We start from the raw sequence: 23,291 nt of genomic DNA on the forward strand, positions 1-23,291 counted from the left end.
CTGTCTTACTTCTCCTCGTCCGCAGAAATGGTGTGCGCGGAGCGCTCGCTGGAAGGGTGGTGGTGGGAGACGGGCGGGCGGGTGTGGCTGACGGCGGGTTCGTTGCCGCCCAGGAGCAGGTAGAGGACGGCCATCCGGACGGAGACTCCGTTTGCGACCTGCTCGACGACGGTGCAGCGGTCGGAATCGGCAACCTCGGCGGTGATCTCCATGCCGCGGACCATCGGACCGGGGTGCATCACGATGGCGTGCTCGGGCATCTTCGCCATACGCTCGCCGTCGAGGCCGTAGCGCCGCGCGTACTCGCGCTCGGTCGGGAAGAACGCCGCGTTCATGCGCTCGCGCTGGACGCGCAGCATCATCACCGCGTCGGACTTGGAAAGCGTGCTGTCCAGCTCGTAGGAGACCTCGCAGGGCCAGGTCTCGACGCCGACCGGCACCAGGGTGGGCGGGGCGACCAGGGTGACCTCGGCACCGAGGGTGTGCAGCAGGTCGACGTTGGAGCGGGCCACCCGGCTGTGCAGGATGTCGCCGACGATCGTGATCCGCTTGCCGGCGAGGTCCTGCCCGATCCCGGCGTCCCGCCCGACGAGCCGGCGGCGCATGGTGAAGGCGTCCAGCAGGGCCTGCGTCGGGTGCTGGTGGGTGCCGTCACCGGCGTTGATCACGGCCGCGTCGATCCAGCCGGAGTTGGCCAGGCGGTACGGGGCTCCGGAGGCGCCGTGCCGGATGACGACGGCGTCCACGCCCATGGCTTCGAGGGTCTGGGCGGTGTCCTTCAGGGACTCGCCCTTGGACACGCTCGACCCCTTGGCGGAGAAGTTGATGACGTCCGCGGACAGGCGCTTCTCGGCGGCCTCGAAGGAGATCCGGGTCCGGGTGGAGTCCTCGAAGAAGAGGTTGACGACGGTTCGGCCGCGCAGGGTCGGCAGTTTCTTGATCGGCCGGTCGGCGACCCGGGCCATCTCCTCGGCGGTGTCGAGGATCAGGACGGCGTCGTCGCGGGTGAGGTCGGCGGCCGAGATGAGATGACGCTGCATCTGTCAGGCTCCGTAAGGCAGTTCAGGTCGGGAGATTTCGCGCGCGGGCGTGCGGGGGCGCACTCGGGGACGTACGGCCGAGTGCTGCTACTGCTCGCGCGTCGGGGAGGTCTTCACACCGAGCAGCACGGTGTCGCGACCGTCCTCCTCGGCGAGCTGGACCTTGACCGTCTCCCGCAGCGACGTGGGGAGGTTCTTGCCGACGTAGTCGGCGCGGATGGGCAGTTCGCGGTGGCCCCGGTCGACGAGGACCGCGAGCTGGACCGCGCGGGGGCGCCCGATGTCGTTCAGGGCGTCGAGGGCGGCTCGGATGGTGCGGCCGGAGAAGAGCACGTCGTCGACGAGGACGACCAGCCTGCCGTCGATGCCGTCACCGGGGATGTCGGTGCGGGCCAGCGCACGTGGCGGGTGCATGCGCAGGTCGTCGCGGTACATGGTGATGTCGAGGGAGCCGACCGGGATCTTGCGGTCGGTGATCTCTTCGAGCTTGGCGGCGAGCCGCTGGGCGAGGAAGACGCCCCGGGTGGGAATGCCGAGGAGCACCACGTCGTCGGCGCCCTTGGCGCGCTCGACGATCTCGTGGGCGATGCGGGTCAGTACCCGCGCGATGTCAGGGCCTTCGAGCACTGGCCTTGCATCGGACGCTTGAGTGTCCATAAGAAACGGACCTCCTTCTCCGCCTCACGGGACGGACCTTAAAGGACGTCGGATTTGCGCCATCCACGGTAGCAGGCCGGGACGACGTCCCTGATCACCCCCTTGGCCCAACGGGCCACCGATACCACGGAAGAGTCGGTGCGGACCATTCGGCTTGACGCGGAAGAGTAACGCTGCGTAACCTCACAGTGAGTTACCAGCCGCGCGGCATGGAAACAACCCAGTCGCGTCGACACAGTGTCCGGGGAGCTATATGTCCAGCGAATACGCCAAACAGCTCGGGGCCAAGCTCCGGGCCATCCGCACCCAGCAGGGCCTTTCCCTCCACGGTGTCGAGGAGAAGTCCCAGGGTCGTTGGAAGGCCGTCGTGGTCGGTTCGTACGAGCGCGGCGACCGCGCCGTGACCGTGCAGCGACTTGCCGAGCTGGCGGATTTCTACGGGGTTCCGGTGCAGGAGCTGCTGCCGGGCACCACGCCGGGCGGTGCCGCCGAGCCGCCGCCGAAGCTGGTCCTCGACCTGGAGCGGCTGGCCCACGTGCCGGCCGAGAAGGCGGGTCCCCTCCAGCGGTATGCCGCCACCATCCAGTCCCAGCGCGGTGACTACAACGGCAAGGTGCTCTCGATCCGCCAGGACGACCTGCGCACACTCGCCGTCATCTACGACCAGTCGCCCTCGGTCCTCACCGAGCAGCTGATCAGCTGGGGCGTCCTGGACGCGGACGCGCGCCGTGCGGTGGCCTCCCACGAGGACAGCTGAGCCGCTTCTCACCTGAGCAGAAACGTGCCGCCGGGGTGGCCGGAACTTCACGGTTCCAGCTACCCCGGCGGCTTTCTGCGGGCCTGACGGGGCTCCGGGGCACAGGGACGCCCAAGGGCCCGCAGCGTCACCGCTGCGGGCCCTTGGGCAATGCGTGCCGATCGCGCCGGTCCCCCCGGCGCCTCGTGGCGGCTCCTGTGCCTCGTCGTGGCGCTAGGCCTCGTCGCGGCGCAGCGAGGGCTTGAGTTCCTTGAACCGGCCGAGCAGGCCGTTCACGAACGAGGGCGACTCGTCCGTGGAGAACTCCTTCGCCAGCTGCACCATCTCGTCGAGGACGACGGCGTCAGGCGTCTCGTCCGCCCAGATCAGCTCGTAGGCGCCGAGGCGCAGGATGTTGCGGTCGACGACGGGCATCCTGTCGAGCGTCCAGCCGACCGAGTACTGGGCGATCAGCTCGTCGATGCGCTTCGCGTGCTGCGCGTACCCCTCGACCAGCTGCATCGTGTACTCGCTCACCGGCGGCTGCCGGGTGTCGCCCCGGGAGAGCCGGATCCAGTCCGCGAGGACCGTCAGGACGTCCGCGTCGCGCTGGTCACCCTCGAAGAGGATCTGGAAGGCGCGCTTGCGGGCCGTGTTGCGGGCAGCCACGGTTAGCTGTTCACCCGGCCGAGGTAGTCGCTCGTGCGGGTGTCGACCTTGATCTTCTCACCGGTGGTGATGAAGAGCGGGACGTTGATCTGGTGACCGGTCTCCAGGATGGCGGGCTTGGTGCCACCGGTGGAGCGGTCGCCCTGGACGCCCGGTTCGGTCTCCTGGATGACGAGCTCGACGGCGGCCGGCAGCTCCACGAAGAGCACCTCGCCCTCGTGCTGCGCCACGGTGGCGGTGAAGCCCTCGATCAGGAAGTTGGCGGCGTCGCCGACAGCCTTGCGGTCGACCATGAGCTGGTCGTAGGTCTCCATGTCCATGAAGACGAAGTACTCGCCGTCCATGTAGGAGAACTGCATGTCGCGCTTGTCGATCGTGGCCGTCTCGACCTTGACGCCGGCGTTGAACGTCTTGTCGACGACCTTGCCGGAAAGCACGTTCTTCAGCTTGGTGCGCACGAAGGCCGGGCCCTTGCCGGGCTTGACGTGCTGGAACTCGACGACGGACCACAGCTGGCCTCCGTCGAGCTTGAGCACCAGGCCGTTCTTGAGGTCGTTCGTGGAAGCCACGGTTGCGGAATCTCCTGGACTGACGTGGACGACCCCGGGGGCACACGCCTACAGCGCGAGCAGCTCCTTGGTCGTGATGGTGAGTAGCTCTGGGCCGCCGTCCGCCTCGGGGCGGACGACGAGCGTGTCATCGATCCGGACGCCGCCCCGGCCCGGGAGGTGAACCCCCGGTTCGACGGTGACCGGCACGCAAGCGTCCAGTTTACCCATGGCCGCGGGGGCAAGCTGCGGCTCCTCGTCGATTTCGAGTCCCACACCGTGCCCCGTCAGGGCCGGAAGGCCCTCCGCGTACCCCGCGGAGTCCAGTGCCTGGCGTGCGGCGCGGTCCACGTCGCGGTAGGCGGCGCCGGGTACGAGACTCTCCCGTCCGGCCCGCTGGGCGGCGAAGACGAGGTCGTACAGCTCGATCTGCCAGTCCGCCGGGGACGTACCGATGACGAAGGTACGGCCGATCTCGCACCGGTAGCCGCGGTAGGTCGCGCCGAGGCAGACGGACAGAAAGTCACCCTCCTCGACGCGTCGGTCGGTGGGGCGGTGGCCGCGTCTGCCGGAGTTCGGGCCGGTACCGACGGAGGTCGCGAAGGCGGGACCGTCGGCGCCGTGGTCGACCAGGCGTCGCTCCAGTTCCAGGGCCAGGTGACGTTCGGTACGGCCGACGAGGATGGACTCGAGCAGTTCACCGAGGGCCTGATCGGCGATTTCGGCGCCGATCCTGAGGCAGGAGATCTCCTCCTCGTCCTTCACCACCCGCAGCTGCTCGACGGCGCCGCCCAGATCCGCGAGGCGCAGCCGGGGCACGACCGAGCGGATGGCGCGGTGCCGGGCGACGGTCAGGTGATGCTCCTCCACGGCGAGGGACTCACCGCCCTGCCCTGCCGCGAGGTCGGCGGCGGCGACGGCCGGGTCGCCACCGGATCCGGGCAGCCTCTGCACGCGCAGCGCCTCGTCGGGCCGGCCTTCGGCAGGGCGGTCGTCCGGTGGGCCGGGGCACAGCAGCAGGTCCTCGGTCCTGCCGAGCAGCAGGACGGCGCCGTGCGGGGCGGTGCCTGCGAGATAGCGGACGTTGGCGGGGCGGGTCACCAGCGCGGAGGCGCTGCCGCTGGCTTGGCAGCGTTCCCGTAGGCGGGTTCGGCGGGCACCGTAGACCTCTGACATGACACGAGCGTAGGAGCGGTGTCCGGATTGTGCTGGTTGGGAGGGTGCCGTTTGGGGGATGGCGGTGCGACTGAGTGTTGGTCGCCGGGTGCGCGCCCGGTGGGGGCTGGTCGCGCCCACGCGGCGAAGCCGCATATCGATACGGCCCCGCGCCCCTAAACGTCGGCTACCACTGAGGAGGGCTGGCAATGGACCGGGCCAGTACCTCGTCCAGGACCTGGGCCGTCTGTGGTACGTCCAGCTGGGAGTTGTCGATGATGGGGAGGCCGGAGCCGTACCAGCCGGCCATGCGGCCGTGGATGCGGGCGACCTCTTCGTCGGTGAGGCGGCGGTTTCCCGAGCGTTCGGCGTTGCGCTCCAGGACGATCTCGAGGCCCGGCAACAGAACCACCGGCAGCAGGCCCGGGCCCACGTGGCGCTTCCAGCCGCCGAGGCCGACGACCGGGCGGTCGGGGAAGACGGCGTCGTCGAGGATGCAGGAGATGCCGTTGGCCAGGAAGTTGCGGGCCGCGAAGCCGCAGGTGCGGCGGGCGAGGCGGTACTGGGCCTCGGAGTGGTCGTTCCACCCGGACTGCGGGTCGGCGAAGCCCGAGCGGACCCATTCGCGCACGTCGTCGAGGCTGATGTGGGCGGTGGGGACCCGGCGGCGGCCCGCCCAGTAACGGGCGACGCTCGTCTTTCCGGCGCCGGCCGGGCCGATGAGCAGGACCGCGAGGGTCGTGGCGGCCGGGTCGGCGGTCGTGGCGGGCGGCGCGCTCGGCATGGCGACGGGGCCGCCGGGCGGCAGCGGCACATGGCCGGTGGTCTCCGGCACCGGCGGGACCGGGGCGTGCTGCGGTGCGGGCGGTACCGGCGCCGAGGGTGCGCCGGTGAAGCCCGGAGCGGGAGGAGGCGGTGGGGGCACGGGGGCGGAACCCTGATGTGCGCCCGGGTGCTGCGGACCCGGGGGATGTGCGGCCGGCGACCAGCCGGCGACCGGTCCGTGCCCCGGTTGGTGGGGCGGCGGCAGCGGAGAACCCACTGCGTGCTGCATCCGGTGCCACTCCGTCTCGTACAGGCAATGGGCGCTGACAGCGCGGGGGATTCCCGCTTCGCTACCGAACGGTACCGCCCCCGGCCGTCGTTTGGTGAAACGGCCGGGGGCGGTCCGAAGTGCCCGGTGGCGCAAGGTGAATCGGGCGGATGGAGTACCGCGGGACTTACTCGCCCACTTCGCCGTACGCGGCGAGGAGGACCGCCGGGTCGGGGCCCTCCAGAACGGTCGGCTTGGCCAGACCGTCCAGGACGATGAAGCGCAGCAGGTCGCCGCGGGACTTCTTGTCGACCTTCATGGCCTCCAGCAGCTTGGGCCACTGGTCGTAGCGGTAGTGCAGGGGCAGGCCGACGGATTCCAGGACCGTGCGGTGCCGGTCGGCCGTGGCGTCGTCCAACCGGCCCGCGAGACGGCCGAGTTCGGCCGCGAAGTGCATGCCGACCGAAACAGCGGCGCCGTGCCGCCACTTGTAGCGCTCGTTCTTCTCGATGGCGTGCGCGAGCGTGTGGCCGTAATTCAGGATCTCCCTGAGGCCCGACTCCTTGAGGTCGGAGGAGACCACCTCGGCCTTGACCCGGATGGACCGCTCGATGAGCTCCGCGGTGTGCGGGCCCGCCGGAGTGCGGGCGGCCTCGGGGTCGGACTCGATGAGCTCCAGGATCGTCGGGTCGGCGATGAAGCCGGCCTTGATGATCTCGGCGAGCCCGGAGACGTAGTCGTTGACCGAGAGGGAGTCGAGCGCGGCCAGGTCGCACAGCACGCCGGCCGGCGGGTGGAAGGCGCCGACGAGGTTCTTGCCCTCGGCGGTGTTGATGCCGGTCTTGCCGCCGACGGCCGCGTCCACCATGGCCAGCACGGTGGTGGGGACGGCGATCCAGCGCACCCCGCGCAGCCAGGTCGCGGCCACGAACCCGGCGAGGTCCGTGGTCGCGCCGCCGCCGACACCGACCACGACGTCGGTGCGGGTGAAGCCGGACTGGCCGAGTGCCTTCCAGCAGTAGGCGGCGACCTCGGCGGTCTTGGCCTCCTCCGCGTTCGGCACCTGGATGGCGACGACCTCGAAGCCCTGCTCGGCCAGGTCGCCGCGCAGCGCGTCGCCGGTCTCGGCCAGCGCCTCGGGGTGGACGATCGCGACCCGCTTGGCCTTGTCGCCGATCAACCCGGCGAGCTCGCCCAGGAGTTGCCGGCCCACCAGTACCTCGTAGGGCTCGCTGCCCGCGGTACCGCCGACCTGGATCCGGGTGACTGCCTCGCTCATGCTTCTTTCAACTCCAGTGCGTCCAGGGCGGCTTGGGTGACCTCTTCGGGCGTACGGCCGTCCGTGGACACGACCGCCGTGGCGATCGACTCGTACAGGTGCCGCCGCGCCTCCATCAGTTCGCGCCACTGCTTGCGCGGGTTGACCGCGAGCAGCGGCCGGGCGGCGTTCAGGCCGGTGCGCTTGACGGCTTCCTCGACGTCCATGGAGAGGTAGACGACGCGCTGCCCGGTGAGCAGCGCGCGGGTGTCCTCGTCCAGGATCGCGCCGCCGCCCAGCGCGAGGACGCCGTCGTGGTCGGCGAGGGCCTGGCGCACCGCCCGCTTCTCGATCGCGCGGAAGGCCGGCTCGCCCTCGTCGACGAAGATCTCGGCGATGGCCCGGCCCTGCTCGGCGACGATGTCCTCGTCGGTGTCCCGGTAACCGACGCCGAGCCGCTCGGCGAGCAACTGCCCGACGGTGGACTTGCCGACGCCCATCGGACCGACCAGGACGACCAGGGGCACAGCGCTCATCGGACCGGGAGGTTGTCGAGGTACGACCGGACGTTGCGGCGGGTCTCGGGCACGCTGTCGCCGCCGAACTTCTCCGCGACCGCGTCCGCCAGGACCAGCGCGACCATCGCCTCCGCGACGATGCCGGCGGCCGGGACCGCACACACGTCCGAGCGCTGGTGGTGGGCCTGCGTGGCCTCTCCGGTGACGACATCCACGGTCTTCAGGGCCCGCGGCACGGTCGCGATCGGCTTCATCGCGGCGCGCACCCGCAGCAGCTCACCGGTGGTCAGGCCGCCCTCGGTGCCGCCGGAACGGCCGGTGGCCCGCCTGATGCCCTCGTCGGTGGCGAGGATCTCGTCGTGCGCCTTCGAGCCGGGCACCCGCGCCAGGTCGAAGCCGTCGCCGACCTCGACGCCCTTGATGGCCTGGATGCCCATGAGGGCGGCGGCCAGCCGGGCGTCCAGCCTGCGGTCCCAGTGCACGTGCGAGCCGAGGCCCACGGGCACGCCGTAGGCCAGCACCTCGACCACACCGCCGAGGGTGTCGCCGTCCTTGTGGGCCTGGTCGATCTCCGCGACCATCGCCTTCGACGCGTCCGCGTCCAGGCAGCGCACCGGGTCGGCGTCCAGCTTCTCGACGTCGGAGGGCTTGGGGTAGACGCCGTAGGGCGCCTTCGCCGCGGCCAGCTCGACGACGTGCGAGACGATCTCGATGCCGGCCGTCTCCTTGAGGTACGACCGGGCCACCGCGCCCAGCGCCACCCGGGCCGCCGTCTCCCGGGCGGAGGCGCGCTCCAGGATCGGCCGGGCCTCGTCGAAGCCGTACTTCTGCATGCCGGCCAGGTCGGCGTGGCCGGGTCGCGGCCGGGTCAGCGGGGCGTTGCGGGCCAGGCCCGCCAGGATCTCGGGGTCGATGGGGTCGGCCGCCATGACCTGCTCCCACTTCGGCCACTCGGTGTTGCCCACCATGACCGCGACCGGGGAGCCCAGAGTGAGGCCGTGCCGCACACCGCCGAGGAACGTGACCTCGTCACGCTCGAACTTCATGCGCGCACCGCGTCCATAACCGAGCCGGCGCCGGGCCAGGTGGTCCGCCACCATCTCCGTGGTGATCGGCACGCCGGCGGGAAGTCCCTCCAGCGTCGCGACGAGTGCGGGACCGTGGGACTCCCCCGCGGTCAGCCAGCGCAACCTGCTCAACGGTGCTCCTCAGTGCTCGCGCCCTGGTACTGCCCTTCGTACGCGCGTCCTCGCGTACGGCGACGGCCCGACCAGGTGCGCGGCCCTGGCCCGCCACCTCCGATCCTCCCACGTCCGGGCACGGGAACCGGCCGCCGGTCCACAGGGCGGACGGGACGCGGCTGTCCCGACGGCGACCGAGCTGCTCCTAGCGGGCGGCGAGCGCGTGCTCGCCCGCCTTGCGCATCGCGTCCAGCGGGGCAGGGGTACGGCCGGTCATCTGCTCCACCTGCAGGACCGCCTGGTGCACCAGCAGGTCGAGTCCGCTGACGACTGCCCCGCCGTACGCGGACCAGCGGGCGGCGAGCTCGGTGGGCCACGGGTCGTAGAGCACGTCGAAGAGAGTGGCGGGGCGTTCCGGCAGGGCCGAGGACAGCGCGTCGGTCGCACCGGCCGGGGTGGTCGCGACGACGAGCGGTGCGCGCAGCGCCTGCTCGGCGTCCGCCCAGTCCGCCGTACGGACCTCGATGTCCAGCCGCTCGCCCCACTGCCGCATCTCGGCGGCACGGGCCTCGCTGCGCACGTACGCGACGACCTCGCCGGTGCAGATCCGGGACAGGGCGGCGAGCGCGGAGGAGGCGGTGGCGCCGGCGCCGAGGATCGCGGCGGAGTCGACCTGTTCGATGCCGTGTTCGCGCAGGGCGGCGACCATGCCGGGGATGTCGGTGTTGTCGCCGACCCGGCGGCCGTCCTCGGTGAACACGACCGTGTTGACCGCGTCGACCGAGGCAGCGGTCTCGGTGATGTCGTCGAGCAGCGGGATGACGGCCCGCTTGAGCGGCATGGTCACCGAGAGCCCGGCCCACTCCGGGCCGAGTTCCGCGAAGAACCCCGACAGGGCGGCCTCGTCGAGCTCGAACCGGTCGTACGACCAGTTCGTCAGGCCCAGCGCCTCGTACGCGGCGCGGTGCAGCACGGGCGAGAGGGAGTGCGCGATGGGCTTGCCGAGCACGGCGGCCCGGCGGGCGTCAGCTGCCCGAGCTCTCATTGAACTTGTCCCTGAGCCTTTCGAATTCCGCGAAGGTCTTCGCGTATTCGGTCTTGTTCACACCGTCGGTCGCCACGAAGTAGAGCCAGCCCTCGTCGGTCGGATTCTCCGTCGCCTTCATCGCCTCGTCACCGGGGTTACCGATGGGGCCGGGCGGCAGACCCTCCTGCGTGTACGTGTTGTACGGGTCCTGGTTGCTGTTGATCTCCGACTCGCTGATGTTGATGTTGCTCTCGTTCTTCAGGTAATTGAAGGTCGAGTCGAACTGCAGCTTCCGGTTGGTCTCGGTGTTCGTGGACTTGAGGCGGTTGTAGATCACCTCCGCCATCTTGCGGAAGTCGTCCTCGGTCTTGCCCTCGGCCTGGACGAGGCTGGCGACGGTGACGACCTGCAACGGGTTGTCCAGCTTGAGCGCCTTGGCCTTTGCCTCCACGTCGAACTCGTCGTACTTCTTCGCCGCCTGGGTCACCATCTCCTTCAGGACCGTCTCGGCCTTCATACCCTTGGCTGCGGGATAGGTGCCGGGGTAGAGGAATCCTTCCAGCGGATCCTTTATCTCCTTGTTGTCGTTCGCCCAGTCAGGCAGGCCGAGGCTCTCGAACTCCTTCTCGGCGATCTTCCTGGTGGTGCCGGACGACAATTCGAGTTTCGCGTCGATCGTCTTGTAGACGCTGATATTGCGCTCGCCCGGCTTGACCAGCACATTGTTCTGGCTCTTGGGGTCGAGCATCATCTCGATGGCACTGTCGGCGGACATCTGTTTCTTCAGCAGATAGGCGCCGGCCTGGATCGTCTTGCCTTTGGCGTTCTGGTCCTGAGCCGCCACGAACGCGTCGACGCTCTTGACCACGCCGGCTTCTTTCAGCTTCTGACCGATCGTCGACCCGTAGGCACCCTTGGGGATGACGACGGACACCAGCTCGCTCGTACCGTCCCCGGCGTAGTCCGGAGCCGAGCCGAAACGATCCTTGTAGAACTGGTAGCCGAAATATCCGACTCCGCCCAGTCCTCCGCCGAACACCAGCAGGACCACCAGACACGCGCATCCGCTGCGGCGCTTCTTGGGCTTGCCGCCGCGTCCCTTGCGGTCGCCGCGGTCGCCCTTCGGTTCGTCCGAGTCGTCCTCGTCGTCGTCAGCGCCCGAGAAGAACGCGTGTTCGCCCTGATCGGGACCGGGATCCCAGTCGGGCTGCTGCGGTTCGGGTTCGGCGCGCCGACGGGCGGGCGGCTCCGGCGGCGGGTAGGCGTCCGGGGGGCCGTAGAAGTCGGGCTGCTGCTGGCCGCCGTACGACATGCCCTGCTGCTGCCCGTACGGGTCCGACGGATCGGGGTACTGGACGGGCTCGTGCGCGCCGGTGGCCCAGCCGTTGTTGTCGTACTGCTGCTGGGGCTGGGGCGCGTACTGCTGCTGGTCGTACTGCTGCCCGCCGTACTGCTGGTCGTACTGCTGCTGCTCGCCGTACTGCTGGTTGTACTGCTGCTGGTCGTACTGCTGCTGCTCGCCGTACTGCTGCTGGTAGTGCTGCTGCGCCTGACCGTATGCGGCCTGCTGGCCGTCGCCCCAGCCTCCGTTGTCGTACTGCGGCTGCTGCGGCTGCTCCGGATGGTGCTGCGGCTGGCCGCCGTAGGGGGACTGCTGACCCGCCTGGGCCTGCTGTCCACCCCATCCGTCATCCCCGTACAACGGGTCCTCCGGATGCCACGGTTCGGAGCCTTCGCCCCGGCCATACTCAGTCATCGATCCCCTAGAGCCGCGAGGCGGCGGTCGCGCGGCTTTCGGCTCGGCTCCCGTTCCGCCTCTCTTTGTGCGGTGGCTGTTCGAACACCTCCGCATCGCGCGGAACGTTACCGTATCGCGATCAGATGACCACTTCGACGTCCTCGCCGGGTGCTTTACCTGACACCCGTTCGGATTCCAGGGCCTGTTGAAGGATGATCACGGCCGCTACCTGGTCGATGACCGATCTGCCCTTTTTCGACTTCACGCCCGAGGCGCGCAGTCCCTGACTGGCCGTCACCGTGGTCATCCGCTCGTCCACGAGCCGGACCGGGACGGGGGCGATGCCCCGGGCGAGCTCCTGGGCGAAGCCGCGGACCTTCACCGCGGCCGGGCCCTCGCCGCCCTTGAGGGAGCGGGGGAGGCCGACCACGACCTCGATCGGTTCGTACTCCTCGACCAGTTGCCTCAACCTGCGGTGAGCTGCGGGGACGTCCCGGCCGGGGACGGTCTCCACCGGGGTGGCGAGGATCCCGTCGGGGTCACATGAGGCGACCCCGATACGGGCGTCCCCGACGTCGATCGCGAGGCGACGGCCGCGGCGCATGCCCCGGCCGTCGTCACTCTCCCGAACTTCGGCGCTCACTTGGCCGTTTCCGCCACGAGCCGCTCGACGGCCTCGACGGCCTCGCCGACGGCGGCCGGGTTCTGGCCGCCGCCCTGGGCGAGGTCCGGCTTGCCGCCACCGCCGCCGCCGAGGGTCTTGGCGGCCGTACGGACCAGGTCGCCGGCCTTGAGACCGCGCTCGCGGGCGGCCTCGTTGGTGGCGATGACGGTCAGCGGCTTGCCGTTGCTGACCGCGAACAGAGCGACCACGGCGGCCCGGCCGCCCTGGATGCGGCCGCGCACGTCGAGGACCAGCTTGCGCAGGTCGTCGGGGGTGGTGCCGTCCGGGACCTGACCGGTGACGAGAGCGACGCCCTGGACGTCCTTGGCCGATCCGGCGAGACCGGCGGCGGCCTGGAGGACCTTCTCGGCGCGGAACTTCTCGATCTCCTTCTCGGCGTCCTTCAGCCTGCCGAGCATGGTGGAGACCTTCTCCGGGAGCTCCTCCGGACGGCCCTTGATCAGCTCCTGCAGCTGAGCGACGACCGTGTGCTCGCGGGCGAGGAAGTTGTAGGCGTCGACACCCACGAGGGCCTCGATACGGCGCACACCCGAGCCGATCGACGACTCGCCGAGCAGCTTCACCAGGCCCAGCTGGGCGGTGTTGTGGACGTGCGTGCCGCCGCACAGCTCCTTGGAGAAGTCGCCGATGGTGACGACCCGGACGCGCTCGCCGTACTTCTCGCCGAACTCGGCGATGGCGCCCTGCTTCTTGGCCTCGTCGATGCCCATGACGTCGGCGCGGACGTCCAGGTCGCGGGCGAGGACCTCGTTGATCTTCTGCTCCACGTCGGTCATCACGGCCGTGGGAACGGCGGCGGGCGAACCGAAGTCGAAGCGGAAGCGGCCGGGCTGGTTCTCGGAACCGGCCTGGGCGGCCGTCGGGCCGAGGGCGTCGCGCAGGGCCTGGTGGGTCAGGTGCGTGGCCGAGTGGGCGCGGGCGATGGCCGTGCGGCGGCGATGGTCGATCGAGGCGTGGGCCTTGGAGCCGACGGTGACCTCGCCGACCTGGACGACGCCCTTGTGGACGTACACGCCGGGCACCGGCTTCTGGCAGTCGCGGATCTCGATGACGGCACCGGTGTCCACCTTGATGCGGCCGGTGTCGCCGATCTGGCCGCCGCCCTCGGCGTAGAAGGGGGTGCGGTCCAGGACGATCTCGACCTCGTCGCCCTCGGTGGCGGCCGGGGAGGAGGCACCGTCGACGAGGATCCCGACGATCGTGGACTCGCCCTCGGTGTCCGAGTAGCCGATGAAGTCGGTCTCGCCGGCCTTGTCGGCGATCTCGCGGTAGGCGCCGACGCCGGCATGGCCGGTCTTCTTGGCCTGGGCGTCGGCCTTGGCGCGCTCCCGCTGCTCCTTCATCAGACGGCGGAAGCCGTCCTCGTCCACGGAGAGGCCCTGCTCGGCGGCCATCTCCAGGGTGAGGTCGATCGGGAAGCCCCAGGTGTCGTGGAGCAGGAAGGCCTTGTCGCCGGACAGGACGGTGCCGCCGGCCTGCTTGGTCTCGGTGACAGCGGTGTCGAGGATGTTCGTGCCGCCCTTGAGGGCCTTGAGGAAGGCGTTCTCCTCGGCGACGGCGACCTTCTCGATCCGCTCGCGGTCGGTGACGAGCTCGGGGTACTGCTGCCCCATCATCTCGATGACCGTGTCGATCAGGTCCTTGACGACCGGGCCGGTGGCGCCGAGCAGACGCATGTTGCGGATGGCGCGGCGCATGATGCGGCGCAGGACGTAGCCGCGACCCTCGTTGCCGGGGGTCACGCCGTCGCCGATGAGCATCACGGACGTGCGCATGTGGTCGGTGACCACGCGCAGGGAGACGTCGGAGTCGTGGGCTTCGCCGTACTCGACACCGGTCAGCTCGGTCGCCTTCTTGATGACGGCCATGGAGGTGTCGATCTCGTACATGTTCTGCACGCCCTGCAGAATCATGGCGAGCCGCTCCATGCCGAGGCCCGTGTCGATGTTCTTGCTCGGCAGGTCGCCCAGGATCTCGAAGTTGTCCTTGCCGATGCCCTCGCCGCGCTCGTACTGCATGAAGACGAGGTTCCAGATCTCCACGTACCGCTCGTCGTTGACGGCGGGGCCGCCCTCGACGCCGAACTCGGGGCCGCGGTCGTAGTTGATCTCGGAACAGGGGCCGCACGGGCCGGGTACGCCCATGGACCAGTAGTTGTCCTTCATGCCCAGGCGCTGGATGCGCTCCTTGGGCACGCCGACGATCTCGTGCCAGATGCGCTCGGCCTCGTCGTCGTCCTTGTAGACGGTGATCCAGAGCTTCTCCGGCTCCAGGCCGTAACCACCCTTGTCCTGGGGCGTGGTGAGCAGCTCCCAGGCGTACTTGATGGCGCCTTCCTTGAAGTAGTCGCCGAAGGAGAAGTTGCCGCACATCTGGAAGAAGGTGCCGTGCCGCGTGGTCTTGCCGACCTCTTCGATGTCGGGCGTGCGCACGCACTTCTGCACGCTGGTGGCGCGCGACCACGGCGGCTTGACCTCACCGAGGAAGTACGGCTTGAAGGGCACCATGCCGGCGGGGACCAGGAGCAGAGTCGGGTCGTCCGCGATGAGCGACGCCGAAGGGACGACGGTGTGCCCGCGCTCCTCGTAGAAGCTCAGCCAGCGGCGGCGAATCTCGGCCGACTCCATCAGTGGTCCTCATTCCGGTTGTACGAGTACGTCGTCCTGTCGCTCTCGACGGACTTCGGGTTGGTGCGGTTCTCGATGGCGGCGTACCGCCGGGGGGAGGGAAGCTCGGGGTTCTCGTTGATCCCGAGGGCGTCACCCAGCTCCGCCTCCCGCTGGGCCATGTTGTCGCGGACGTCCAGCGCGAAGCCCACCGCGCGGTCCTTGATGCGGTGACCGGCATCGAGCGCCTTGTTCGCCGCGGTCGCGGCGAGGTTCTCGGGGGTCAGCTGCTTCAGCTTGCGATTGACCTTGGTGGTGGCCCACACACCGGCGGCGACGCCCGAGGTGAACCAGAAGGTGCGGCGGAACATCGCTGGCTCTCAGTCCTTCTTTTTGCGGAGGTCTCGCTTGTCCCGCCGAGAGACCGTGCGGCCCACGATCACGGTACGCCGGGGTGCCTTGGCGGGAACGTCGTCCTTGTGGCCGCCGAGGGCCCGGCGCACGCCGTAGCCGAAGGCGGCGACCTTCACGAGGGGGCCGCCGAAGGTGGAGGCGACGGTCGTCGACAGCGCGGACGCGTTCGACGTGACCTCCTGGACGTCCGACGCGATCGCGTCGACCCGGTCGATCTGGGTCTGTGCGGAGCGCACCGCCGAGGAGGCGTCGGCCAGCAGCGGGACGGCCTGGTCGGTCACGTCCGCCACGAGCTTGGTGGTCGCCCTGAGCGTCTGGGCCAGCCTCGCCAGCGCGACGGCGAGGAAGGAGACCAGAATCGCCCAGAAGACGGCCACCAGGATCCCGGCCACCTCTCCACCGGACACTGTGTGCACCCGCTCCCTGAAACGTGCCTGCATATCGAAAAAGTCGTACGCCGAGCCTATCGCGCCGGGGGTCCGGCTCCGAACCGGATTACCGCCCGCGCGCGGGCGGGTTCGCGCGAAGCGATTGTACGGACTGAACACGGTTCAGTACGCTCCGTGTTCCCTGTGTATTCCTCTGATGTGCCAGGTCGAGCCGGCGATGACGCGGGCGTTGCAGGGGGATCTGGTGGAGGCGGTGGAGCTGTGCGAGGACGTCCGCCAGGTCTGTGAGGACCACGGCGAGCGCTGGGCCCGCGCGTACGCGCTGTACGTCCTGGCCTACGCGGCGTGGCGCGAGGGCGACCCGGCGGGCGCCCGCGCACTGCTGACGGACTGCCTGTCCGGTGCCCACGCCTTCCGCGACCTGCTCGGCTCGGTCCTGGCGATCGAGCTGCTGGCCCTGGTCACGGCCACGGAGGGCGACCCGGCGGAGGCCGCTGTGCTGCAGGGCGCCGCCGCCGCGATGGGGCCGTCGGTGGGGCTGCCGCTCTTCGGTTCGGCGTACTACAACGCGCCGCACGAGCTGTGCGAGGCGATCGCCCGGGAGCAGCTGGGGGACGTGCGGTACGAGGAGTGCGTACGGCGGGGCGCGCGGCTCGGCCGGACGCGGCCGTCGTGCGGGCGCTGGGGCGCTGCGGGGATCGAGCGCTGGACGCGGTACCGACGCCGCGCGGGCCGGTGCGGTATGCGACGGCGACCCTGGGCCTGGACATGCAGCAGCCCGCCGCCTCGCCCACCCGGAAGGGCGGGGAGACGGCGGGCTGAGCGGTGGTGCTACGGCCTGCTGGTGATCAGCGGGCGTAGTACTCGACGACGAGCTGCTCGTCGCAGATCACCGGGATCTCCTTGCGGTTCGGCTCGCGGTCCAGGCGGAAGGCCAGGGCACGGAGGTTCACCTGGAGGTAGCGCGGGGTCTCGCCGTCGGGGGCGAAGCCGCCCTCACGGGCGATCGAGAACAGGGTCTTCTCGCGGCTGCGCTCGCGGACCATCACGACGTCGTCGGGCTTGACGCGGAAGGACGGCTTGTCGACCTTCTGGCCGTTGACCTCGATGTGGCCGTGGACGACCATCTGGCGGGCCTGGTAGATCGTGCGGGCGATGCCCGAACGTAGGACCAGCGCGTCGAGACGGCGCTCGAGCTCGATGACCAGGGCCTCACCGGTCTTGCCCTGGGTCTTGGCGGCACGCTCGTAGGCGCGGACGAGCTGGCGCTCGGACACGTCGTACTGCGCGCGCAGACGCTGCTTCTCGAGCAGACGGACCTTGTAGTCCGAGTTCTGCTTGCGGCCACGACCGTGCTCACCCGGCGGGTAGGGACGGGCCTCGAAGTACTTGACGGCCTTCGGGGTCAGCGCGATGCCGAGGGCACGCGACTTCTTGACCTTGGGGCGGGGCTGGTTCGCCACTTCTTTTCCTTTTCCTTTTCGGCTGCCTCAGGGTTACGGGAGGTCGCATCCGCAGCCGGGGAATCCCGACAGGTCCACGAGGGACTTGTCAGGCAGCCGTTCCCCTGTGCTGGGCACATACGTGCAGCACACGAACGGCCCACCGACCGCTCCCGGAACTCCGGGTGGTGGTGGGCTGCCCGCGACACCTACAACGGTGCGCGACGCTCCTGGATCAACAGATCCGGCTGGATGTCCCGCCTGAGGCGCCGACCGGAGCCGGACACGGGACGCAGCACTTCGGACGAGTCTACAGGCTGCTCAGGGCCGCTTGCGACCGAGGTGCTTCCTGGTCCACTCCACCGCGTCCGCGTAGCGGGCCTCGGCGCCGTGCCGGGTGGGGGTGTAGTACTCGCGGTCCTGGATCGCGTCCGGGGCGTACTGCTGGGGGGCGATGCCTTCGGGCCGGTCGTGCGGATACACGTACCCCTGCGCGTGGCCGAGCTTGGCGGCGCCCTTGTAGTGCCCGTCGCGCAGATGCGGGGGCACGGGACCGGCCAGTCCCTTGCGTACGTCGTCCAGGGCGGCGCCGATCGCCGTCGTCGCGGCGTTGGACTTGGGGGCCAGGGCGAGGGCGATGGTGGCGTGGCTGAGGGTGAGGGCGGCCTCGGGGAAGCCGATCATGGCGACGGCCTGGGCGGCGGCGACGGCGATCGGCAGGGCGTTCGGATCGGCGAGGCCGATGTCCTCGCTGGCGGAGATCATCAGGCGGCGGGCGATGAAGCGGGGGTCCTCGCCGGCCTCGATCATCCGGGCCAGGTAGTGCAGGGCCGCGTCGACGTCGGAACCGCGGATGGACTTGATGAGGGCGCTGGCCACGTCGTAGTGCTGGTCGCCGTCCCGGTCGTACTTCACGGCGGCCCGGTCGACGGTCTCCTCCAGGGTCTGGAGGCCGACCTCCGTCTCGCCCTTGTCGAGCGCGGCTCCGGCGGCGGCCTCCAGGGCGGTCAGGGCGCGGCGCGCGTCACCGCCGGCGATGCGCAACAGGTGGTTCTCGGTGTCCTCGGGGAGGGTGACGGCGTCCTTGAGTCCGCGCTCGTCACTCACCGCACGGCGGACGAGGCTGCGCAGGTCGTCGTCGGTGAGGGGTTCGAGGGTCAGGAGGAGGGAGCGGGACAGCAGCGGGGAGATGATCGAGAAGTACGGGTTCTCGGTGGTCGCCGCGATCAGGGTCACCCAGCGGTTCTCGACGGCCGGGAGCAGGGAGTCCTGCTGGGCCTTGCTGAAGCGGTGGATCTCGTCGAGGAAGAGGACGGTCTCCTTGCCGTAGCCGCCGGTGGCGCGGCGGGCTCCGTCGATGACCGCGCGGACCTCCTTGACGCCGGCGGTGATCGCGGACAGCTCCACGAAGCGCTTGTTGGTGGCCTTGGAGACGACGTACGCCAGGGTGGTCTTGCCGGTGCCGGGCGGGCCCCAGAGGATCACCGAGGAGGGTCCGGCGGGGCCGCCCGCGCCCTCGCCGACCAGTCTGCGCAGGGGCGAGCCCGGCTTCAGCAGGTGCTGCTGGCCCACGACCTCGTCGAGGATGCGCGGGCGCATCCGGACCGCCAGGGGGCTGCTGGACGGGTCCTTCTCCTGGCGGTCTTCCGCTGCGGCGGTGAACAGGTCGGGCTCCACGTCCAAAACCCTATGTCACCGCACTGACAATCCCGTCGGGGCAGTCGAACGGCCCGGTGCCCGGGCGGTCAGCTGGTCCAGAAGTCCCACCAGCGGGTCAGGATCAGCATGCCGATGATGCCGATGTGCAGCACCGGCATGACCCAGGTGAACTCGCCGAAGAAGCTCTTCAGCCAGCGCGGGGCGGGCAGGTAGCCGTTGCGGATGTTGAACGAGGTCACGTACCAGAACATGATGATCGTCGCGACCCAGGCCAGGCAGCACCACAGGCACAGCGCGTTGATGCGGTACAGGGACTGGAACATCAGCCAGGCGCAGAAGCCGACGCCGAAGAGGGTGCCGGCGTTGAAGGTGAGCCAGTACCAGCGCGGGAAGCGGGCGCGGCCGAGCAGGCTCATGCCGACGGCGATGACGATGCCGTAGGCGACGAGGCCGAGCATCGGGTTGGGGAAGCCGAAGGCCGAGGCCTGGTCGCTCTCCATGACGCTGCCGCAGGAGACGACGGGGTTCAGACTGCAGCCGGGCGTGAAGGACTTGCCCTCGACCTTGGCCTCGAGCAGCTTGAACTTGTCGATCGTGATGACCCACGCCGCGAGCAGACCCGCAGCGCCGGTGATCACCAGCAGCAGGGCGAACGCACGGCTGCCGCCCACCGACCGCGGAGCGGCCTCGGCGCGCTCCGGCTCGGGTTCGGTGGAGACGTTTTTGACTGTCGTCTTGCTCATCACGCCGATTCCGTCACTGAGAGTTGGACCTTCCGCGGACAGCGCTCATTGTGCCGTACCGAGACGCGTGTCCACCGTTCGGTGGACATAAGGAAGTACGTGCGGTCGTCCCGGAGCGTTCGGTTCCGGACGAGGCTCGGCGGCATGACAACACACGCGAACGGACTCGCGGTGGACGTACGGGGGCTGCGCAAGCAGTACGGCGACGTGACCGCGGTCGACGGCATCGATCTCGGTATCCGCAGGGGTGAGGTGTTCGGCCTGCTGGGGCCCAACGGGGCGGGCAAGAGCACGACGGTGGAGATCCTCCAGGGCAACCGTGACCGGGACGCGGGCGAGGTGTCCGTCCTCGGGTCGGATCCGGCGCACGGCACGCGCGCGTGGCGCTCACGTGTCGGAATCGTCTGGCAGGACGAATCCGCGCCCGCGGAGTTGACGGTCCGCGAGACCGTTCGGCACTTCGCCCGCTACTACCCGAGGCCACGGGACCCGGAGGAGGTCATCGGCCTGGTGGGTCTGGAGGCCAAGGCGGGCAGCCGGATCAAGGCGCTGTCCGGCGGGCAGCGCCGACGGCTCGACGTGGCCCTCGGGGTGATCGGCGGTCCCGAGCTGCTGCTTCTGGACGAGCCGACGACCGGCTTCGACCCGGCGGCCCGCCGCCAGTTCTGGGACCTGATCCGCAAGCTCTCCGCCGAGGGCACGACCATCGTGCTGACCACGCACTACCTGGAGGAGGCGGAAGCCCTCGCGGACCGGCTGGCGATCATCGCCCAGGGTCAGGTCGTCGCCGAGGGCGAACCGGCCGGTCTGCGGGAGCGGTACGGCACGGGCGCCACCGTCGAGTGGACCGACCCGGACGGCACCCCGCGCGCGGAACGCACGGACACACCGACCAGGACGGTCGGCACGCTCATGGCCCGCTTCGACGGCGAGATCCCGGGGCTGCGGGTGCGCCGCCCCACCCTGGAGGACGTCTACCTCCGCCTGACCGGACAGGAGGACGCGCGATGACCACGACCGCCGTACGACCGCGGGCGGACGCCCTGGCCGAGAGGCTGCCCGGCGTCTGGGGCATCGGCCTCCAGCGGGGCGCCCTGGAACTGCGGCAGTTCTTCCGGCAGCGCGACCAGGTGGTGTTCACCTTCGCCTTCCCGGTGGTGTTCCTGTTCCTGTTCGCGTCGATCTTCCGCGACGACGTGCGGAACGCCGGCATCACCGCCTCCCAGCTGTACGTCCCGGCGATGATGGCCGCCGGCATCATGTCGACGAGTTTCCAGTCCCTCGGCATCTCGATCGCGATCGAACGGGACGAGAAGGTGCTGCGCCGGCTGCGCGGGACGCCGATGCCGCCGGCGTCGTACTTCCTCGGCAAGGTCTGGCTGGTTCTGGTCACGGGTCTGCTGGAGACGGCGATCCTGCTGCTCGTCGGCACCGCCTTCTACGACATCGACCTGCCCACGGACGCGGGCCGGTGGTTCGACTTCGCCTGGATCTTCGTGCTCGGGCTGACGGCGTGCGCACTGCTCGGCATCGCGATCAGCTCGGTCCCGAAGACCGGCAAGAGCGCGACCTCCGTGGTCGTACTCCCGTTCCTGGTGTTGCAGTTCATCTCCGGGGTGTACATCGCGATCGACACCATCCCGGACTGGATGCTGAACATCGGGGCGCTGTTCCCGCTGAAGTGGATGTGCCAGGGCCTGCGCGGGGTGTTCCTGCCGGAGTCGGCGCAGGTTCTGGAGCAGGCCGGAGGCTGGGAGTTCGGGCGCATCGCCCTGGTGCTGGGGGCGTGGTGCGTCGGAGGATTGCTGCTGTGTCTGCTGACCTTCCGGTGGAAGAACCGGCGCGACGGGTGACCCTTCCCGACGAGGTCGTCGGCGCCTACACCTGGGCGCGGTCGTTCCGGATCTGGGACATCTACTTCGCGCTCATCTGGCTGGCCACCCTGGTGTTCGTGCTCGGCGCGGGGACCCCGGGGTGGCCGGTCCGCATCACCGCGGCCGCGCTGCTGGTCCCCCTGATCCCCCTGTTCGTGTGGGTGGGCCGGCCCATCCTGCGGGGCGATCCGCCCGAGGAGCGGCAGGCCCTCGGCTACCTCGTGGCGGCGATGGCGCTGTTCCTGCCGTCGGCGATCCTGGTGGGCGAGACCCGGCTGATGACCTTCGCACTGGTGCCCCAGTGCTTCATGTCGTTGCGGATGCGGCAGGCGCTGGTGGCGGTGGCCGTCATCAACCTCGCGCCCGTCGCCGGCTGGGCCCTGCTGTGGTGGCCGAGTGACCAGGACGTCTTCTTCAACGGGCTGTTCGCCGTGGTCACCCTCGTCTTCTCGCTGGCCGTCGGCACCTGGGTCATCCGGATCATCGAGCAGAGCCAGGAGCGGGCCGAACTGATCGCGAAGCTGGACTCGAGCCGTCACGAGATCTCCCGGCTGTCGGCCGCGCACGGCGCCCTGGCCGAGCGGGAGCGGATGGCGCGGGAGATACACGACACGCTCGCGCAGGGCTTCACCAGTCTGCTGATGCTGGTCCAGGCCGTCGAGGCGGAGCTCGACCACGACGTGCCCCAGGCCCGCCGGCATCTGGCGCTGATGGACGAGACGGCCCGGCTGAACCTCGCCGAGGCCCGTGCCCTGGTCGCCGGGGGCGCGCCCGCCGACCTGGCCGGCGCCTCCCTGCCGGACGCGCTGCGCAGACTGGCCGCCCGCCACGAGGCGACTCTGGAGGTCAGCGGCCCCGTACGTGCCCTCCCCGCCGGCCCCGAAGTGGTCGCCCTGCGCGCCTGCCAGGAAGCCCTGGCCAACGCCCGCAAGCACGCGGGGGGTTCGGCGGCGGTCGCCGTGACGGTGACGTACGCCGACGACTCGCTCACCGTCTCCGTACGGGACGACGGCTGCGGCTTCGAACCGACCGCCGTCGACACCGCCGCCGGCGGCTACGGCCTGACGGGACTGCGGGCCCGGGCCACCGAGGTCGGCGGAACGGCCCAGGTGCGCAGCGCCCCCGGCGACGGCACGACGGTGACCGTCCGCCTGCCCCTACCGTCCCCGAGGAGTTCACCGTGATCCGGATCATCCTGGCCGACGACCATCCCGTCGTACGGGAGGGACTGCGGGCGATGCTCAGCGCGGAACCGGACCTGGAGGTCATCGCCGACGCGTCCAGCGGGCCGCAGGCGGAGGCGCTGGCCGCCGAGTTGCGGCCCGACATCGTGCTGATGGACCTGCGGATGCCCGGCGGCGGGGGCGTCGACTCGATCGTGCGGATGAGCGAGGCCGGACTGCGGTGCCGGGTGATCGTCCTGACGACCTACGAGACGGACCGGGACATCCTGCGGGCGGTGGAGGCCGGGGCGGCGGGCTACCTGCTGAAGGATCTGCCACGGGGAGAACTCGCGGAGTCGGTACGGGCCGCCGCTCGCGGCGAGACAGTCCTGGCGCCGTCAGTGGCGGCACGGCTGGTGGACCAGCTGCGGACCAAGCCGGATCGACCGCGGTTGTCGGAACGGGAGACGGCGGTGCTGCGGCTGGTGGCGGAGGGCTGCACGAACGCCGAGATCGGTCGCCGGCTGTTCATCGGTGAGTCGACGGTCAAGACCCACCTGCTGCGGGCTTTCGGGAAGCTCGGGGTGGACGACAGGACAGCTGCGGTGACGAGTGCGATGCGGTACGGCTTGCTGGACTGAGGGCCCCTGGGGGCTCCGCCCCCAGACCCCCGGCCTATGTCCACCCACCACCCGACTCGCTTGGATGAATGGTCAGCCACATCTCAGCCCGTCCTGCGTTTGAGGACGAGGCCCT

General features: G+C 70.1%; 23 protein-coding genes and 1 pseudogene. 6 read left to right on the forward strand and 18 right to left on the reverse strand.

What is annotated here, in order from left to right; genetic code table 11:
* Nucleotides 1-5 precede the first annotated feature (5 nt).
* The gene (locus QFZ76_RS10465; RefSeq protein WP_307673462.1) at nucleotides 6-1,040 is read right to left on the reverse strand and encodes an aspartate carbamoyltransferase catalytic subunit; all 1,035 of its coding nucleotides are present in this window, start codon (nucleotides 1,038-1,040) and stop codon (nucleotides 6-8) included.
* Between the two features lie 87 nt (nucleotides 1,041-1,127).
* A complete protein-coding gene (gene pyrR, locus QFZ76_RS10470; RefSeq protein ID WP_307673463.1) occupies nucleotides 1,128-1,697 on the reverse strand; it encodes a bifunctional pyr operon transcriptional regulator/uracil phosphoribosyltransferase PyrR in 570 nt (189 codons plus the stop codon).
* A gap of 253 nt (nucleotides 1,698-1,950) precedes the next feature.
* Between pyrR and bldD the strand changes: the two genes are divergently transcribed.
* On the forward strand, nucleotides 1,951-2,454 hold the full coding sequence (gene bldD / locus QFZ76_RS10475; RefSeq protein WP_217239608.1) for a transcriptional regulator BldD: 504 nt from the start codon (nucleotides 1,951-1,953) through the stop codon (nucleotides 2,452-2,454).
* A gap of 213 nt (nucleotides 2,455-2,667) precedes the next feature.
* Here the strand turns inward: bldD and nusB are convergent, their stop codons facing one another.
* The 13 genes from nusB to QFZ76_RS10540 form a co-directional block, all read right to left on the reverse strand.
* A complete protein-coding gene (nusB, locus tag QFZ76_RS10480) occupies nucleotides 2,668-3,102 on the reverse strand; it encodes a transcription antitermination factor NusB (RefSeq protein WP_266443034.1) in 435 nt (144 codons plus the stop codon).
* Nucleotides 3,103-3,104: 2 nt separating this feature from the next.
* The gene (gene efp / locus QFZ76_RS10485) at nucleotides 3,105-3,671 is read right to left on the reverse strand and encodes an elongation factor P (RefSeq protein ID WP_030038547.1); all 567 of its coding nucleotides are present in this window, start codon (nucleotides 3,669-3,671) and stop codon (nucleotides 3,105-3,107) included.
* Between the two features lie 48 nt (nucleotides 3,672-3,719).
* Complete coding sequence (locus QFZ76_RS10490) at nucleotides 3,720-4,826, reverse strand: aminopeptidase P family protein (RefSeq protein ID WP_307673464.1); 1,107 nt, start codon at nucleotides 4,824-4,826, stop codon at nucleotides 3,720-3,722.
* A gap of 166 nt (nucleotides 4,827-4,992) precedes the next feature.
* Entirely contained in the window at nucleotides 4,993-5,859 is an 867-nt protein-coding gene (locus QFZ76_RS10495; protein WP_307673465.1) for a Pro-rich N-terminal domain-containing protein, read from the reverse strand.
* A gap of 166 nt (nucleotides 5,860-6,025) precedes the next feature.
* Complete coding sequence (aroB, locus tag QFZ76_RS10500) at nucleotides 6,026-7,117, reverse strand: 3-dehydroquinate synthase (RefSeq protein WP_307673466.1); 1,092 nt, start codon at nucleotides 7,115-7,117, stop codon at nucleotides 6,026-6,028.
* Entirely contained in the window at nucleotides 7,114-7,632 is a 519-nt protein-coding gene (locus tag QFZ76_RS10505) for a shikimate kinase (RefSeq protein ID WP_307673467.1), read from the reverse strand. The genes aroB and QFZ76_RS10505 overlap by 4 nt, the downstream gene beginning before the upstream one ends.
* On the reverse strand, nucleotides 7,629-8,813 hold the full coding sequence (gene aroC, locus QFZ76_RS10510; protein ID WP_307673468.1) for a chorismate synthase: 1,185 nt from the start codon (nucleotides 8,811-8,813) through the stop codon (nucleotides 7,629-7,631). The genes QFZ76_RS10505 and aroC overlap by 4 nt, the downstream gene beginning before the upstream one ends.
* Before the next feature lie 187 nt (nucleotides 8,814-9,000).
* A complete protein-coding gene (locus QFZ76_RS10515; RefSeq protein WP_307673469.1) occupies nucleotides 9,001-9,840 on the reverse strand; it encodes a shikimate dehydrogenase in 840 nt (279 codons plus the stop codon).
* Nucleotides 9,821-11,578, reverse strand: coding sequence for an endolytic transglycosylase MltG (gene mltG, locus QFZ76_RS10520; protein ID WP_307673470.1), 1,758 nt, complete (start codon nucleotides 11,576-11,578; stop codon nucleotides 9,821-9,823). The genes QFZ76_RS10515 and mltG overlap by 20 nt, the downstream gene beginning before the upstream one ends.
* A gap of 121 nt (nucleotides 11,579-11,699) precedes the next feature.
* The gene (ruvX, locus tag QFZ76_RS10525; protein WP_307679980.1) at nucleotides 11,700-12,164 is read right to left on the reverse strand and encodes a Holliday junction resolvase RuvX; all 465 of its coding nucleotides are present in this window, start codon (nucleotides 12,162-12,164) and stop codon (nucleotides 11,700-11,702) included.
* A gap of 35 nt (nucleotides 12,165-12,199) precedes the next feature.
* A complete protein-coding gene (gene alaS, locus QFZ76_RS10530; protein WP_307673471.1) occupies nucleotides 12,200-14,872 on the reverse strand; it encodes an alanine--tRNA ligase in 2,673 nt (890 codons plus the stop codon).
* Nucleotides 14,872-15,222: a hypothetical protein gene (locus QFZ76_RS10535; RefSeq protein WP_307673472.1), complete on the reverse strand. Its 351-nt coding sequence runs from the start codon at nucleotides 15,220-15,222 to the stop codon at nucleotides 14,872-14,874. The genes alaS and QFZ76_RS10535 overlap by 1 nt, the downstream gene beginning before the upstream one ends.
* Nucleotides 15,223-15,231: 9 nt before the next feature.
* Nucleotides 15,232-15,681 carry a DUF948 domain-containing protein gene (locus QFZ76_RS10540; RefSeq protein ID WP_307673473.1) on the reverse strand — a complete coding sequence of 150 codons (450 nt, stop codon included), beginning with the start codon at nucleotides 15,679-15,681 and terminating at the stop codon, nucleotides 15,232-15,234.
* Between the two features lie 166 nt (nucleotides 15,682-15,847).
* On the opposite strand from QFZ76_RS10540, the pseudogene QFZ76_RS10545 reads away from it, so the two are divergent.
* Nucleotides 15,848-16,476: pseudogene (locus tag QFZ76_RS10545) on the forward strand (regulator); the annotation flags it as partial.
* 26 nt (nucleotides 16,477-16,502) lie between these two features.
* Here QFZ76_RS10545 and rpsD read toward each other — a convergent pair.
* From rpsD to QFZ76_RS10560, 3 genes are all read right to left on the reverse strand, one after another.
* Nucleotides 16,503-17,117, reverse strand: coding sequence for a 30S ribosomal protein S4 (rpsD, locus tag QFZ76_RS10550; RefSeq protein WP_067428966.1), 615 nt, complete (start codon nucleotides 17,115-17,117; stop codon nucleotides 16,503-16,505).
* Nucleotides 17,118-17,417: 300 nt separating this feature from the next.
* Nucleotides 17,418-18,773: a replication-associated recombination protein A gene (locus QFZ76_RS10555; protein WP_307673474.1), complete on the reverse strand. Its 1,356-nt coding sequence runs from the start codon at nucleotides 18,771-18,773 to the stop codon at nucleotides 17,418-17,420.
* Nucleotides 18,774-18,841: 68 nt separating this feature from the next.
* The gene (locus tag QFZ76_RS10560; RefSeq protein ID WP_307673475.1) at nucleotides 18,842-19,498 is read right to left on the reverse strand and encodes a vitamin K epoxide reductase family protein; all 657 of its coding nucleotides are present in this window, start codon (nucleotides 19,496-19,498) and stop codon (nucleotides 18,842-18,844) included.
* A gap of 144 nt (nucleotides 19,499-19,642) precedes the next feature.
* Here QFZ76_RS10560 and QFZ76_RS10565 point away from each other — a divergent pair, with 144 nt between their 5' ends.
* Genes QFZ76_RS10565 through QFZ76_RS10580 form a run of 4 tightly spaced genes read left to right on the forward strand, consistent with a single transcriptional unit; the run spans nucleotide 19,643 to nucleotide 23,176 of the window.
* Complete coding sequence (locus tag QFZ76_RS10565; RefSeq protein WP_307673476.1) at nucleotides 19,643-20,509, forward strand: ABC transporter ATP-binding protein; 867 nt, start codon at nucleotides 19,643-19,645, stop codon at nucleotides 20,507-20,509.
* Nucleotides 20,506-21,351 (forward strand): ABC transporter permease, encoded by an 846-nt coding sequence (locus tag QFZ76_RS10570; protein WP_307673477.1) that lies wholly within the window; start codon nucleotides 20,506-20,508, stop codon nucleotides 21,349-21,351. Before QFZ76_RS10565 ends, QFZ76_RS10570 begins: the two co-directional genes overlap by 4 nt.
* Nucleotides 21,309-22,556 (forward strand): sensor histidine kinase, encoded by a 1,248-nt coding sequence (locus QFZ76_RS10575; protein WP_307673478.1) that lies wholly within the window; start codon nucleotides 21,309-21,311, stop codon nucleotides 22,554-22,556. Before QFZ76_RS10570 ends, QFZ76_RS10575 begins: the two co-directional genes overlap by 43 nt.
* Entirely contained in the window at nucleotides 22,553-23,176 is a 624-nt protein-coding gene (locus tag QFZ76_RS10580; RefSeq protein WP_307673479.1) for a response regulator transcription factor, read from the forward strand. The genes QFZ76_RS10575 and QFZ76_RS10580 overlap by 4 nt, the downstream gene beginning before the upstream one ends.
* The last annotated feature ends 115 nt before the right edge of the window (nucleotides 23,177-23,291 follow it).

This window comes from Streptomyces sp. V4I2 (assembly GCF_030817655.1).
GTDB classification, from domain to species: Bacteria; Actinomycetota; Actinomycetes; order Streptomycetales; family Streptomycetaceae; genus Streptomyces; species Streptomyces plumbiresistens.